Source organism: Silvimonas terrae (genome assembly GCF_014202765.1).
Lineage (GTDB): Bacteria > Pseudomonadota > Gammaproteobacteria > Burkholderiales > Chitinibacteraceae > Silvimonas > Silvimonas terrae.
This window is the reverse complement of the sequence record NZ_JACHHN010000009.1, coordinates 149,206-163,480: the sequence shown is the minus strand read 5'-3', so window position 1 is coordinate 163,480 and position 14,275 is coordinate 149,206. Positions and strand designations below refer to the sequence as shown.

Below are 14,275 nucleotides of genomic sequence, written 5' to 3'. Positions count from 1 at the left end.
CATGCGCTATCGCTACCGGGCCATCTCCGCTGAGGGCAAGCGCCTGCAAGGCGAAGGCCATGCTGACTCTTTGATCACGCTGGAAGCCGATCTGGCCGGGCAATCCATCACGCTGTTACACGCCCGGCCAGTCAGGGGCACCCGTCGACAAGACCCGGGCTGGCGCGCACGTGGGGACTTCTGCTTTCACCTGGCCCAGTTGCTGGCGGCCGGTATTTCTTTGCTGGAAGCGCTGGCGTTGCTGGCCAACGCGCTACCGGCAGGCCCGCTGGCATACGCCTTGCCGGATGTACTGAACCGCATTCGCAACGGTGCGGCTTTTTCCGCCGCGCTCGCGGCGCATAGCCGGTGCTTTGGTGTTGCGCTGGTGTGTGGGGTTAAAGCGGGCGAAACCAGCGGTCAGCTGGTGGAGGTTCTGCAAGACCTGAAAGACAGTTTTCTCTGGCGCGAAGACATGGCGAACAAGACGCGCAAAGCGCTGTATTACCCGGCATGTGCCTCCCTGGTCATGCTGGGCGCCACGGTTTTTCTGCTGACCAGCGTGATGCCGCAGGTCAGGGACTTTGTCATGGACACCGGCGGCAGCTTGCCCTGGTCCACCCGTCTGTTGCTGGCTGTCAGTGACGGGCTCCTGCATTTTGGCGGCTGGCTGGCCTTGGGCCTGGCGGCAATGGCGATGGCGTTGCTGGCCTGTATCCGCCGCTCCAGTGTGCGTGCCGACCGCCTTCTGATGCGCTTGCCCGTGGCGGGTACATTGCTGCATCAATCTGCCCTGGCCCAGTATGCGCGCCAGTTGGCCATGCTGTACGACGCGGGCGTTCCGCTGCTGGAGGCGCTGGATATTGCGGTGGCGACCTTAACCCGCCCGGCCCTTGCCACGACCTTGAGCCAGATTCGCCCAAAGGTAGAAGCCGGCGCAACGTTATCGCAAGCCTTCGCCAGTGTGGATGTCATCCCGCCTTTGCTGATGGCCATGTTGCGCACGGGTGAGGCGACGGGCCAGTTGGGGACATCGTTGCGCCAGGCCGCCCTGTATTACCAGCGATTGGTCGAGGAGCGTGCCCAGCGCCTGCAAAGCCTGATCGAACCCATGCTGACTCTGGTACTGGGTGGCTTGCTGGGCTGGATCATGCTGGCCGTGCTGGGCCCGGTGTTCGACAACCTGGCGCGCATGCGATGACTGACAGACTATTACTGATCGGGGCCGAAGGGTATTGCTGGTATCTCTGGCGGCGCGGGCGGTGGCAGGCCGGGCCGCAGGCCGCCGGCACGCTGCCATCCCTGCCGGAGGCATCCGTGCTGATGGTGCTGGATTTGCCGGAAGAAGAATGCGCATGGATCAACCTGCCCGATCTGAAGCCGGCAGACCGCAAACCCTGGCTGCGCGCCAGGTTGCAACAGCATTTCCCGGGCTGGTTTTGCGCAAAGGCGAGCATGGAGCCCACCGCGCAGGCGGTGTTGCATGGGCTTGCTGCGACGGAAAACACCACGGCTCTGGCGATGGCGTTTGTACAGAGCCCGGCAGCCCATATCAATGGCATCTGTTTTCAGTCCAGTTTGTTGGCTGAGGCCGGGGCCGCTGATGCCATCCCCCGACTGATTGTTGCACAGGGATTGCGTGGTGGTCTGCGTCATGCGCTGACGCAAAAGGGGCGCGTCCTGTTTACCCGCTTGTGTCAGGACGAACACCAGCCCGAGGGCGATCTCGTCACCACCTGCCGCCATCTGGATGAAGCCGGTTTGTTGCCAGCGCAACTGAGCGTGTGTATCGACCCGGAAAGCGGCCTGGATGAAGCCGCCGTCCGCACACTGCTGACGCAACACTGGCCGGACTTGCAACTGGCGGTCGCCAGCCGTTTTGCAAGTATCCACCCAGCGCAACGCAGCCGGGCTGCGCTGTTGCGTCACCGCGCCTGGCTAAATGGGCCCTTGCTGGTGCGACAAGCCCGCCAGCGTCTGAACCACCGCGGGTATTGGGGCGCTTTGGTATTGAGCGCACTGGCCATCGTTTACAGCGCCTTGTTGCTCTATTTATCCTGGCAAATGCCCAGCGGCATTGGCCGTGTGCCCGCCACAGCGACTCAAAGCGCCCGGTTTGCCGTGCTGGATCACGCCGCGCTGCAATTGCTGGAGGGGCGCGGCACGTCGATCACGCGGATGGGGTTGACTTCATAAATGCCGGGGACCTTGATCGAGCCGTAGATAGCGACTTGCGGATTGGCGGCCGGGATATGCAGCACATCGCCTGGCTGCAGCAAAATGTCGTGGCTCTTGTCGCCCTTGAGCAGCAGATCGTACAGGTCAAAGTGTGCCACGATCTGGCCGCCGCGCTTGATCTGGATATCGCGCATGCTACCGGCCGCGCTGGGGCCGCCTGCCGCAAACAAAGCGGTGACGAGGGTGGAGAGCGGGTTCAGCGTGTAGCTGCCTGGATTGGTGGCCTGGCCGGTCACAAAGATGGGCAGCATGCGCAACTGGCCCATATTCACCGAGACATCAAAGTTGCGGTAAACACGGCCGACGGCGTTGCTGATTTGCTGGCGCAGCATGCCGTAGGGCACCCCTGCGAGGTTGATATTGCCTACCTTGGGGATGAACACCGTGCCGTTGCGATCAATGACCAGTTGCAAGTCTGCGTCGATAGAGCCCCAGATGCGCACGCCAAACTGGTCGCCCGGGCCGAGTACATAGTCCGGGCCGACGGGTGAACTCTCGGTGGGTAAAAATGCCGACTGCCGCGCAAAGATACTTTGGCCAAATAGCGGCAGGGCGAGCCCGGCGGAACGGCACAGGTATTTCTGGAAATCCGTGAGGTCGCCGGAGCGACAAGTGAGCCGCTCCAGGGGCGCTGCCGGGGCCGGGGAAACCGGCATGACGTTACTGACAGGTGGCTTGGCCGGTTGGGGGAGCGTCTGGCTGTTGGACAGCGCTGGCGCACCGACTGGATAGAGGGGCGACGGCATCACGTCTGCGGCGAAGGCCGCAGTGGGTCCCGCGATGATGAGGGCGGTTGTGACAGCGATAAAACGGGTACGTCCAGACATCATAAGAACTCAGCAGGCAATCAAGAAACGCTGATATCTGGCCGGACGTGCCTGGGTTGAATCAAAGCAAACGTGGGGATATCAAGCAAGCCACGAAGCTTAGGGACTGAGGAATTATAAGAATATCGGAGGGGCCCTAAAATGACCGTGCGGTGAGAGCTGGATCACCCATGCAGGGTCGCACCGTACTGGCGCAACCATTGGCGGTGGTTTTTCCAGTCGGGCATCATTTTTTCCACTTCGGCCCAGAAGCGGGGCGAGTGATTCATCTCTTTGAGATGGGCCAACTCGTGGACGATGACGTAATCGATCACCGCGGGTGGCGCTTGCATCAAGCGCCAGTGAATGCGCACGTCGCCCGCCGCTGTGCAGGAGCCCCAGCGCGTGCTTGCACTGGTCAACAGAATGCGTCGCGGATTGACTTGCATATTTGGGGCAAAGTGGGCCGCACGCTGGGCAAAATAAATACGGGCGGTGGAGCGGCTAAAGCGGATGAAGGCGTCGCGGACGGCCTCAGGGCTTTCGGCCTTGCTGGCCAGGGCCAGGATGTTGTCGGTGAGTTTGCTGCGCGGGGCGGGCGCGGCAATCCGGCAAGGCTGCCCCAGCCACTGAATGGCCGCACCGTTGTGCAACAGCGCCGGTGGCGGAGGGGGCAGGCTTTTCAAGCGCGTCAGGTGGCCGCGTATCCAGGCAATTTTGGCGCGGATGGCGCGTTCTGCGTCGGCAATGGTTGCCCTGGCGGGGATGATCAGCGTCAACCCGCTATGGTCGATTTTCAGTCCGATTGAGCGGCGGCGGGCGCTGCGGGTCAGTACGTACTCCAGCACCTCGCCATCGGCAAGTTCAAGCTTTTGTGTGCCCATTTTTTGGAAAGCACGGCCCGGCACCCTGGATGCGGGCCTGTTCGGTTTCAATCCAGTTTTCTACTTCAACCGTGACTTCTTCTGCCACGCGATCCATGGTCTCAATGACCGGGCCAATCGACATGGTGATCATGCCCGGATATTTAAGGAAAGAATTACGTGGCCAGAATTCACCCGCATTGACCGCCACCGGCACCACCGGAATATGGAGGCTGGATGCCAGACGTGCGCCGCCGTGCTTGTATTTACCGCGCTGGCCCGGCGCAATGCGGGTACCTTCCGGGAAAATGGAAATCCACAGACCGTTATCGACCCGGTCACGGCCTTGTTCCATCAGCAGGCGCTGGGCTTCACCACGATTGGAGCGGTCAATGGCAATCGGCGCGGCAGCGCGCAGACCCCAGCCAAAAACCGGGATCATGAAGAGTTCGCGTTTGACCACAAATACGGCCGGCGGGAACACCAGTTGCAGGCCCATGGTTTCCCAGGCTGATTGGTGTTTGCACATGATCATGGCGGGCCCCTTGGGGATGTTCTCCCGGCCGACGATCTGGTACCGCAACCCGCAAATGACTTTGAGACACCAGATCAGGATGTGGCACCAGCCGGAGATGATCTTGACGCGAGTGTATTTGGGCAAGGGCAGGATCAGAAAGCAGATCACCGCGTAGATCGGCGTCACAATACAGAACACCAGCCAGTAAATGAGGGAACGCAACAACACCATGACAGGGGGACTTCCTTGCTTGTTGTTTGACCGCCGGGATCAGTTGCCGCTTAGCAAATGACGCGCCACCGCGGCGAGATCGTTGAAAACCAGCGTGCCGGCCGGCAGTTTGCCTGCGGCTTCGGTTTTGGCACCGTTGCCGGTGCGTACCAGAATGGGTTTGCCGCCTGCGGCGACAATACATTCCAGATCCCGCTGACTGTCACCGACCATGATGCAGTCGGCCGGTTGAATGTTATAGCGCCGTACAATATCCAGAATCATGCCGGGTAAAGGCTTGCGGCAACCGCAGTTGTCTTCCGGGCCGTGCGGACAGAAAAACACAGCGTCGATATGCCCGCCGGCTTCGTTCACGGCTTTATACATGCGGGCGTGGATCCGGTTGAGGGTTTCCACATTGTAGTAACCGCGTGCCACGCCAGACTGGTTGGTGGCGACCACCAGCGACCAGCCGGCGCGGGTCAGTTCACCCATGGCTTCCAGGCTGCCGGGAATGGGGATCCACTCTTCCGGCGACTTGATATATCCTGGGTCATCCTCGTTAATGACGCCGTCACGATCCAGAATCAGCAGTTTGAGTTGCATGTGAGGCATGACGGCACCCGGAGAGGTTATTCAGCCAGCAGCGACAGTTCTGCCACGCGGTTCATCAGTTCAGCCAGCCCCGCCAGCAAAGCCAGGCGGTTGTTACGCACGGCCAGATCATCAGCCATGACCATCACGCCATCAAAGAACGCATCGACCGGGGCCTTGAGGGCGGCCAGTTGCTTGAGCGCGCCAGTAAAGTCCTGCGCGGCCAATGCCGTGTTGACCGGGCCGGTGACTGCAACAGCGGCATTGTGCAGGGTTGTCTCCGCGCTTTCTGCAAATAGCGCCGGATTCAGCGCCGGAATGTCGCCTTCCACTTTCTTCAGAATATTGCGGATACGCTTGTTGGCCGCAGCCAGGGCGGTGGATTCTGGCAGTGCCTTGAATTGGGCAACCGCATCCAGACGCTTTTGCACGTCGTCCAGGCGCACCGGCTTGAGCGCCAGTACGGCGTCGATGTCGGCCGTGGGGTAGTCCGCTGCCAGGTAGTTGCGCAGGCGTTCTTGCATGAAGTCGAACACGCTATCGGCCACATCGTGGCTGACCACGCCCGCCGGGAAGGTGGCCGCAGTGGCAACCAGCAGCGATTTGAGATTGAGCGGCTGGTCCAGCAACATACGCAGCACGCCTAGTGCGGCGCGACGCAGGCCAAACGGGTCTTTGTCGCCGGTCGGGATCAGGCCAATGCCATAGATGCCGACAATGGATTCGAGTTTGTCCGCCAGCGCCACAGACAGGGCGATCGGGCCTTCCGGCAGTGTATCGCCGGCAAAACGGGGGTGATAGTGACCTTCAATGGCGCGCGCGACTTGCTCATCTTCGCCATCAATACGGGCGTAGTGCATGCCCATGATGCCTTGCAGTTCCGGGAACTCGCCGACCATGTCCGACACCAGATCGGCCTTGGCGAGGTATGCTGCGCGTTCAGCCAGCTTGCGGTCTGCACCCAAGGCTGCAGCAAATTCGCCGGCCAGACGGGCCAGGCGTTCCACGCGCTCATATTGCGTGCCAATCTTGTTGTGATACACCACCTGGCGCAGCTTGCCGACGCGGCCTTCCAGCTTGATCTTCTGGTCTTGCTCAAAGAAAAAGCGGGCGTCGGACAGGCGGGCGCGCAGTACGCGCTCATTGCCGTGAATGATATGCGACGGGTCCGCGGTTTCCAAGTTGGAGACGACCAGGAACCTGGGCAAGAGCTTGCCGTTGGCATCGAGCAGCGGGAAATACTTCTGATGCTGCTGCATCGAGAGGATCAGACACTCCTGCGGCACCTTGAGAAAGTCCGCGCTGAATTCGCCGGTATAGACCACCGGCCATTCGACCAGCGCGGTCACCTCATCAAGCAGGCCATCAGACGGGGCGATGGTCGCATCAATGGCATGCGCAGCCTGGGTCAGACGGTCTTCAATCAGATGCCGACGGGCCGCGAAGCTGGCGACTACTTTACCCTCTTCAAACAGCGTGCGGGCGTAAGTGTCGGCATTGGCCAGGCTGATTTCATCGGCCTTGGCGAGGAAACGATGACCACGAGTGATGCGGCCGGCATCCAGGTGCAGTGCCTTGGTGGGGATGACATCCGTGCCATGCAGGGCAATCAGGCCATGAATCGGGCGGATAAACTGACCATCGCGGCTGCCCCAGCGCATCATCTTGGGCGCCGGCAGTTTTTTGAGTGCCAGTTCAACGAGGCCAGACAAGACACTGGTCAGCGGCTCGCCGGTTTTGGTAGTACGGAACACAAAGACATCTTGTTTGCCGTCGTGACCTTTTTCCAGCTGGTCAGGGGTGACGCCACAAGAACGGGCAAAGCCGGCCAGCGCCGGTGTGGGTTGGCCATCCTTGAAGCCAGCCGCGACGGCCGGGCCTTTTTTCTCGATGGCTTGATCAGGCTGCACCGCCAGTACGCCGGGAATCGACACGGCAAGGCGGCGAGGGCTGGCAAACGGGTGAAACTCAACGTCCTTGCTCACAAAACCCAGACGGGCGAGTTCATCAAACAGTGTCTGGGCAAACGAGGCGCCCAGACGGGGCAGCGCCTTGGGCGGCAGTTCTTCAGTAAAAAGTTCGATCAGCAGGGTTTGCGACATCGTTGTTTACTCGTTCTTGGCTTGGTCGTCTTCGTGCTTCATGATCTGGCAGACCTGCTTCACGAAGTCCGAACCGTAGGTATCGGGGGCGGGGGTTTCGAACTCCCACTGGTAGCCGGGCACGTCATAGCGGGCGACGATTTCATCGTCTTCCGAGCGCAGTTCTACCGCGATGCCGGCCATGCGCCCGCTGGGGCAATCAATGGCCTGGCGCATGTATTTCTTGCGGTAGATGCCTTTGGACGTGCCATCCACCTGGTTTTGCTTGAAGTGCTGCAACATCCACACATAGGTGTAGTTAGCGTCGGCATCACGTTCGTGATGACCGATGGATTTGATATCCGCCAGCACTTCAAAGTCTGCCATGTCACCGTACGAGCGCCATTCGCCTTCTCTGGGGACCGGCTGCGGGCCATGAGTGCCATCGTCAAACTTGCCACAGGCAGTCAGGGCAAGGGCGGCAAGGAGGAGGGCGGCGTAAAGACGCATCTTAGGGCTCAGGCCTGCGGTTTGCACATGGGAAAGCCCAGTGCCTCGCGCGAATCGTGATAGGCCTGCGCGACCAGTCGGGCCAGCGTGCGGATACGGCCAATGTAGGCGGCGCGCTCGGTGACCGAGATCGCCCCGCGGGCATCCAGCAGGTTGAAGGCGTGCGCGGCTTTCAGAATCATCTCGTAACCTGGCAGCGCCAGGCCGGCTTCCAGCAGCTTGCCGGCTTCGGCCTCAAAGCTGTTGAACAGGCTCAGCAACAACTCGACATTGGAATACTCGAAGTTGTAGGTCGATTGCTCGACTTCATTCTGGTGATAGATATCGCCGTAGGTCACCACCTGGCCATCCGGATAACGTGTCCAGATCAGGTCATAGACGTTTTCTACGCCTTGCAGATACATGGCCAGCCGTTCAGTGCCGTAGGTGATTTCACCCAGCACCGGCTTGCAATCCAGGCCGCCCACTTGCTGGAAGTAGGTGAATTGCGTGACTTCCATGCCGTTCAGCCAGACTTCCCAGCCCATCCCCCAGGCGCCCAGCGTCGGGTTTTCCCAGTCGTCTTCGACAAAACGGATGTCGTGTACGGTCGGGTCGATGCCCAACTCACGCAGCGAACCCAGGTACAGGTCCTGGATGTTATCCGGCGACGGTTTGAGCACCACCTGAAATTGATAGTAGTGCTGCAGACGATTGGGGTTTTCGCCGTAACGGCCGTCTTTCGGGCGGCGCGACGGTTGTACATAGGCGGCGTTCCACGGCTCTGGGCCAATGGCGCGCAGGAAGGTGGCGGTGTGTGAGGTCCCGGCACCCATTTCCATATCGTACGGTTGCAACAAGGCACAGCCCTGGCGCGCCCAGTAGGTTTGCAGGGTAAGCAGGATTTCCTGGAAAGTCAGCATTCGTTGTTCTCGGCCGTAGCAGGCGGTGGTCCACTCTAAACCCGCTGATTCTACTTGCAATTGGCCCATTTGGGTTACGTTGCTGCGCTGGATTCCTCCGCCAGCTGTGCCATGCACCAGGCGTGAAAGCGCTGCATGCCTTGGGTCGGGACCTTGTCGCGCGCGCGAATCAGGTAAAAATGCCGCGTCAGATCAAGGTCGGGTGCACCGACCGCGACCAACTCGCCGCGCGCCAGTTCACCCCCGACGGTGCGCCGGGAAAGACACGCCAGCCCAAGCCCCGCCCGCACCGCGCCCTTGATGGCTTCGCTACTGCCCAACTCCAGCGCAACATCAAGGCTGCCGACCAGGGGGGCCAGCGCGCCGGATAACACTTCGCGCGTGCCAGAGCCTGGCTCACGCAGTAGCCAGCGCTGGCTGGCCAGTTGTTGCGGTGTGGCAGATACACCGGCCAGCGGGTGATCCGGCGCGGCGACGATGACCAGTTCATCACGCAACCAGGGTTCAATCAGGATGCGCGCATCGTCGCAAATGCCCTCAATCAAACCCATGTCGGCTTCAAATGCGGCAACGGTGGCGACGGCATCGGCGGTGTTACCAATTGCCAGTTCAATCCGGTTTGCGGGCGCCTGCTGCAAAAAGCGTGCAATCAACGCCGGCATGACGCGGTTGCCAATGGTGGAGCTGGCATACAAGCGCAAACGGGCTGGCGCGTCGGTATTGAAGCGGCTTTCAATCTCGCTGGCTTGTGCCAGTACGGCTTCGGCCTGGGGCAGCAACCAGCGACCATGCTCGTTCAGTTCCAGTCGTCGCCCTACGCGATCGAACAATTGCACGCCCAGCCGCCGTTCCAGTTCACCCAGCGCGCTACTGGCCGCCGATTGCGACAGCCCGATCTGTTCTGCCGCCGCAGTGACGCCGCCGGCACGCGCGGTTGCCAGAAAAATCTCCAGTTCGCGCAGGGTGAGTTTGATCATCGATTTTTCCGATTGGTTGTAACGAAACTATTGGTTATTAATATATAACCAAAAATAATATTATGACGTTGTCGATCTGGATGTGCCGAGGCAAGTCATGGAAAACATTGAACAAAAATCAGCAATGGCAAGGTTTGAACTGGCCAGTGCTACGGCTGGGCTGTGGCGCTTTGGTCCCGGCCTTGTCCTGACGCTGGCACTGGCGGCCGCGGCCATGTGGCTGGCCGGGCTGCCGGCTCTGTCAGCAAGCGGTTTGTCCGCCCTGACGCTGGCGATCGTGGGCGGCATGGTCTTGGGCAATACAGCGTATCCGGCCATGGGGGCCACGGCAGGTGCCGGCGTGGGTTTCTCCAAACAAAAGCTCCTGCGCCTGGGCATTATTCTTTATGGATTTCGCCTGACTTTTCAGCAAATTGGTGCCGTCGGTATCTCTGCCATCCTGATCGACGCCCTGGTGCTGACGAGCACGTTGTTCATCGCTTATCAGGTCGGTACCCGCTGGCTCAAGCTGGATAAGCAAACGGCATTGCTGATCGGTTCTGGCAGTGCCATTTGCGGCGCAGCCGCCGTGCTGGCGACCGAGCCGGTGCTGCGCGCCAAACCGTCAACGGTGACCATTGCGGTATCGACGGTGGTGGTGTTCGGCACGCTGTCCATGTTTGTATACCCGGCGCTGTACCCGCTGGTGCATCACTTGGGTTGGGCGGTGTCGCCACAGGCATTCGGCATCTATACCGGCTCGACCATTCATGAGGTGGCGCAAGTGGTTGCGGCGGCCAGCCAGGTCAGTGCGGCCACCGCAGACACCGCCGTGATTGCCAAGATGATCCGCGTGATGATGCTGGCGCCATTCCTGATTGCCGTGTCCTGGTGGATGGCCCGCACGCCGCAAGCCCGGCATGAAGGCCAGCGTGGTGGCATCACCATCCCGTGGTTTGCCGTGCTGTTTATTGTCATGGCGGGTGTGCATTCACTGGGCTGGGTGCCGCAGCCGGTGGTCAATGGCTTGCTGCAACTCGATACATTATTGCTGGCCATGGCGATGGCTGCGCTGGGTCTGGATACCCGCATCACCGCCATCCGCGCCGCCGGGGTCAAACCCTTGCTGCTGGCAACGCTGCTGTTTGCCTGGCTGATTGCAGGTGGCGCGGTCATTAACGTGGGTGTGCGGGCGCTATTGCATATCTGAACGCGGGTGCAGGTACGGCTATAAGACAAATCCGTACCTGCTGACACAAAAATGACCTGTGACACAGGGCCTGGCTTGCCCTATGCTTGGGCAAAACCTCGGCTGCACCGCCAGCGTGCCCGCGCCAATCAACGCCCTTGAGTTACCGGTTTCATGAAATTTCCCCTCTTTGTATGTCTTGTGGCGGCCAGTGTGGTCGCTCAGGCCCGGATTGACCTTTCCTCTTTGCGTGAAGCAGCCCGCAGTCGGGATTTGCCGGCGCTTGCCCGCATGGCAGATGGTGCGCAGGGCGATCCGCTGGAAATGTACCCGCGCTATTACCTCTTGAGCACGCAGCTCACCAGTGTTTCCGCTGAGGATGTCGATGCATTCCTTGGTCGCTACGATGGCACGCCGCTGGCAGATCGTCTGCGCCAGGACTGGCTCAAGGAACTGGCGCGCCGGCAAGACTGGCCACACTACCTGGCAGACTATCCAAAACTGGATTCGCCCTCCGTCGATTTGCAATGCCTGAATGCGCAGGCGCGCTTTGCCACACAAGGCAGTGCCGATGTCTCGGGTTTGCGCGGCCTGTGGTTTACCGAAAAAGGTCAGCCCGAAAGTTGCGCACCGGTGTTTGATGCGCTGTTTACCGCAGGGCAGCTGACTGAAGAAGATGCCTGGACGCGTGTACGCATGGCCTTGTCGGCTGGGCGGAGCGAATTTGCTGCACAACTGGCCCCGCGCGTTGGCTTTCCGCCAGAGTTGACCGTGCGGGCACTGGGTCAGGCGGCCAATGCGGCGCAGGCCCCCAAGGTCCTGGCCCGGCTGGACTTCAGCCGCCGTGCTGCGCGTGAAACAGCGCTCTTTATTGTGCAGAAAACCGCCCGTTCAGACCCGGACGCCGCCGCTGACATGGTTGAGTCGCTCAAGGGCAAGCTCAGTGAGAGCGATCGGCGCTATGCCTGGCAACAGATTGCAGAAATTGCCGCCAAAAAGCAGCATCCGCTGGCGAGCACCTGGTTTGCCAAAGGTGGTCTGGAAGGGCTGGATGCCGATGGCCGCGCGTGGTCGGTACGTGCGGCCTTGCGTGCGGGCGACATGAATGCCGTGCTCGATCGCATCGTTGCCATGCCCCAGGAGCAGGCGAACGAGAATGCCTGGCGGTACTGGTATGCCCAGGCACTCAAGCGCGCCAATCGGGCCACCGAAGCGGCGCCGGTCCTGTTGCAACTGTCGGCAGGGGATGATTTCTATTCGTTGCTGGCGCGGGAAGAATCGGGCCCAACCCTGACCGCGGCGCCGCAAAACTATGTGCCGGTGGATCAGGATGTACGGACTGTCGCGGCTAAACCGGGCGTGATCCGCGCGTTGGCACTGTATGACCAGAACTGGCGGGTAGAAGGCGTGCGGGAATGGAACTGGGCGATGCGCGGGCTTTCTGACCAGGAACTCGTGGCCGCAGCGGTGCTGGCAGAGCGCAACAAGATTTATGACCGCTCGATTTACGCCGCTGAGCGCGCACGAGCACTGTCGCCGCTGAGCCTGCGTTATCCCACTCCGTATCGCAACCAGGTTGAGCGTGAGGCGCGCAATCAGGGCCTGGACCCGGCATGGGTGTACGGCCTGATCCGCCAGGAAAGCCGTTTTGTGGCGGATATCCGCTCTGGCGCAGGTGCCACCGGCCTGATGCAGCTGATGCCCACAACAGCGCAATGGGTTGGCCGCAAGAACGGGCAGAAGAAGATTGATCTGTCGTCCTTGACGGACCCGGATGTTAACGTCAGCTACGGTGCTTACTACCTGAAGTACATTCTGGACCGGCTGGGCGGTCAGGCCATTCTGGCCACCGCTGGCTACAACGCCGGGCCTGGCCGGGCCAAAGCATGGCAGGACGACAACCGCCAGCTTGATCCGCTTGTCTATATTGAAACGATCCCGTTTGAAGAAACACGGGATTACGTGAAAAAGGTCATGACCAACGCCCAGCTGTACGGTGCCACGTTTGGCGAGACCACACCGTTCCACCAGCGTCTGACGCCCGTGCCAGGCAAGAACGCAGACGCAGCGACGATCGACGCCCCTTAAGACCGGGCCAGCGGAGGCAAGGCATGGCGCTACAGGCAAACCGGCCGCATGTGTTGTTGATTGGCGGTAGTGGCTTTATAGGCCGGGCGCTGACGGCCCGGTTATGTCGTGATGGGTATGAAGTCACCATTCCCACTCGTGACCGGGAACGTGCCCGCGCGCGCCTTTTGACCTTGCCGGGTGTCACGGTGGTGCAAGCCAACGTATTTGATGGCGCCACGCTGGATAGTCTGGTGCCGGAACAAGGCGTCGTGATCAATCTGGTGGGCATCTTGCAAGGCTCGCAACGCCAGTTTGAGCATGCCCACGTCACGCTGACCCAGCGTATCCTCACTGCTTGCCAGCGTCATGATGTTCAGCGTTATCTGCATATGAGCGCGCTGGGGGCAGACCCGAACGGCCCTTCCATGTATCAGCGCAGCAAAGGGCAGGCCGAGGAACTGGTGGCGCAAAGCCCGTTGCCCTGGACTATTTTTCGGCCCTCTGTTGTGTTTGGAGAGGAAGACCAGTTCCTGAACCTGTTTGCCCAGTTGCAGGCGCTGGCCCCGGTTGTGCCGCTGGCCTGCGCCCGGGCGCGGTTCCAGCCGGTGTGGGTCCAGGATGTGGTGGAAGCCTTTGTGGCGGCCCTGCGGCATCGGGACTGGATCGGCCAGCGCTTTGATCTGGCGGGCCCCAAAGTCTATACCCTTGCCGAACTGGTGCATTACGCCGGGCGTATCAGCGGTCACTCGCGCACGGTGATTCCGCTGCCGGACTGGGCCGGGCGCTTACAAGCCGCGCTGATGGCATGGTTACCCAACCCCCCGATCTCGCGCGATAACCTCAATTCCATGCAGGTAGATAATATCTCCAGCCAGCCCTTTGCACCGGTGCGCCTTGGGTTTGCGCCCACGGCGCTGGAGTCAGTCGCTCCGGCGTGGCTTTCGGTGCGGGCCCGCAAAGGGCGCTATGCCCGTTGGCGCGCCCGGCACCCGCGATAACGCGGCGTCATTTTGTAGCTTTTTCCAGCGCCTTGATGCGCCTACACTGAGTTCACCGTTTTCTCTTCCCTTAGATAGACAGGAGTGTCGTTCCATGGCTCAAATCCTGATTGGCAATCTGCCGCCGGATGTTTCCCTTGATGATTTACGCGCCATGCTGGTTGAATTGGGTGTGCCCAAGCTGGGCGAGATCACCATGGCCGAAGGCGCAGAGCGCACAGCCGCACTGGTCACCATTGACTTGCCTGATGTCGACGTGGGCGCCATTTCGCGCCAGCTGGAAGGCCATCTGTGGCGTGAGCGCCAACTGCGCTGCGCCCATAGCACGCTGGGTTGGGGTAACTGATAACAAGGGCTGGATC

The 14,275-nt window shown here is 60.8% G+C and carries 14 protein-coding genes; 6 read left to right on the top strand and 8 right to left on the bottom strand.

Annotation, left to right across the window (positions count from 1 at the left end; genetic code table 11):
• The first annotated feature begins 1 nt into the window (after position 1).
• Together HNQ50_RS18825 and HNQ50_RS18820 are read left to right on the top strand one after the other, a co-directional pair.
• Entirely contained in the window at positions 2–1,180 is a 1,179-nt protein-coding gene (locus tag HNQ50_RS18825) for a type II secretion system F family protein (RefSeq protein ID WP_184102759.1), read from the top strand.
• Positions 1,177–2,175, top strand: coding sequence for a hypothetical protein (locus HNQ50_RS18820; RefSeq protein ID WP_184102758.1), 999 nt, complete (start codon positions 1,177–1,179; stop codon positions 2,173–2,175). The genes HNQ50_RS18825 and HNQ50_RS18820 overlap by 4 nt, the downstream gene beginning before the upstream one ends.
• On the opposite strand, the gene HNQ50_RS18815 is transcribed toward HNQ50_RS18820, so the two are convergent.
• From HNQ50_RS18815 to HNQ50_RS18780, 8 genes are all read right to left on the bottom strand, one after another.
• Positions 2,109–3,047: a polysaccharide biosynthesis/export family protein gene (locus HNQ50_RS18815; RefSeq protein ID WP_184102757.1), complete on the bottom strand. Its 939-nt coding sequence runs from the start codon at positions 3,045–3,047 to the stop codon at positions 2,109–2,111. The genes HNQ50_RS18820 and HNQ50_RS18815 overlap by 67 nt on opposite strands.
• Before the next feature lie 161 nt (positions 3,048–3,208).
• Positions 3,209–3,907, bottom strand: a complete 699-nt coding sequence (locus HNQ50_RS18810) for a M48 family metallopeptidase (RefSeq protein ID WP_184102756.1) — start codon at positions 3,905–3,907, stop codon at positions 3,209–3,211.
• Positions 3,888–4,634 (bottom strand): lysophospholipid acyltransferase family protein, encoded by a 747-nt coding sequence (locus tag HNQ50_RS18805; RefSeq protein ID WP_184102755.1) that lies wholly within the window; start codon positions 4,632–4,634, stop codon positions 3,888–3,890. The genes HNQ50_RS18810 and HNQ50_RS18805 overlap by 20 nt, the downstream gene beginning before the upstream one ends.
• 39 nt (positions 4,635–4,673) lie before the next feature.
• Positions 4,674–5,228 (bottom strand): D-glycero-beta-D-manno-heptose 1,7-bisphosphate 7-phosphatase, encoded by a 555-nt coding sequence (gene gmhB, locus HNQ50_RS18800; protein WP_246428788.1) that lies wholly within the window; start codon positions 5,226–5,228, stop codon positions 4,674–4,676.
• A 17-nt stretch (positions 5,229–5,245) separates the two neighbouring features.
• A complete protein-coding gene (glyS, locus tag HNQ50_RS18795; protein WP_184102754.1) occupies positions 5,246–7,309 on the bottom strand; it encodes a glycine--tRNA ligase subunit beta in 2,064 nt (687 codons plus the stop codon).
• Between the two features lie 6 nt (positions 7,310–7,315).
• A complete protein-coding gene (locus HNQ50_RS18790; RefSeq protein WP_184102753.1) occupies positions 7,316–7,798 on the bottom strand; it encodes a surface-adhesin E family protein in 483 nt (160 codons plus the stop codon).
• Positions 7,799–7,806: 8 nt separating this feature from the next.
• Positions 7,807–8,700, bottom strand: coding sequence for a glycine--tRNA ligase subunit alpha (glyQ, locus tag HNQ50_RS18785; RefSeq protein ID WP_184102752.1), 894 nt, complete (start codon positions 8,698–8,700; stop codon positions 7,807–7,809).
• Between the two features lie 74 nt (positions 8,701–8,774).
• A complete protein-coding gene (locus HNQ50_RS18780; protein WP_221303256.1) occupies positions 8,775–9,677 on the bottom strand; it encodes a LysR family transcriptional regulator in 903 nt (300 codons plus the stop codon).
• A gap of 124 nt (positions 9,678–9,801) precedes the next feature.
• On the opposite strand from HNQ50_RS18780, the gene HNQ50_RS18775 reads away from it, so the two are divergent.
• The 4 genes from HNQ50_RS18775 to HNQ50_RS18760 all read left to right on the top strand — a co-directional run bounded on the left by HNQ50_RS18775 (position 9,802) and on the right by HNQ50_RS18760 (position 14,259).
• A complete protein-coding gene (locus HNQ50_RS18775; RefSeq protein WP_184102751.1) occupies positions 9,802–10,866 on the top strand; it encodes a YeiH family protein in 1,065 nt (354 codons plus the stop codon).
• Positions 10,867–11,019: 153 nt separating this feature from the next.
• The gene (locus tag HNQ50_RS18770; RefSeq protein WP_184102750.1) at positions 11,020–12,933 is read left to right on the top strand and encodes a lytic transglycosylase domain-containing protein; all 1,914 of its coding nucleotides are present in this window, start codon (positions 11,020–11,022) and stop codon (positions 12,931–12,933) included.
• Between the two features lie 23 nt (positions 12,934–12,956).
• The gene (locus HNQ50_RS18765; RefSeq protein WP_184102749.1) at positions 12,957–13,913 is read left to right on the top strand and encodes a complex I NDUFA9 subunit family protein; all 957 of its coding nucleotides are present in this window, start codon (positions 12,957–12,959) and stop codon (positions 13,911–13,913) included.
• A gap of 94 nt (positions 13,914–14,007) precedes the next feature.
• A complete protein-coding gene (locus tag HNQ50_RS18760) occupies positions 14,008–14,259 on the top strand; it encodes an RNA-binding protein (RefSeq protein ID WP_184102748.1) in 252 nt (83 codons plus the stop codon).
• Positions 14,260–14,275: the final 16 nt, after the last annotated feature.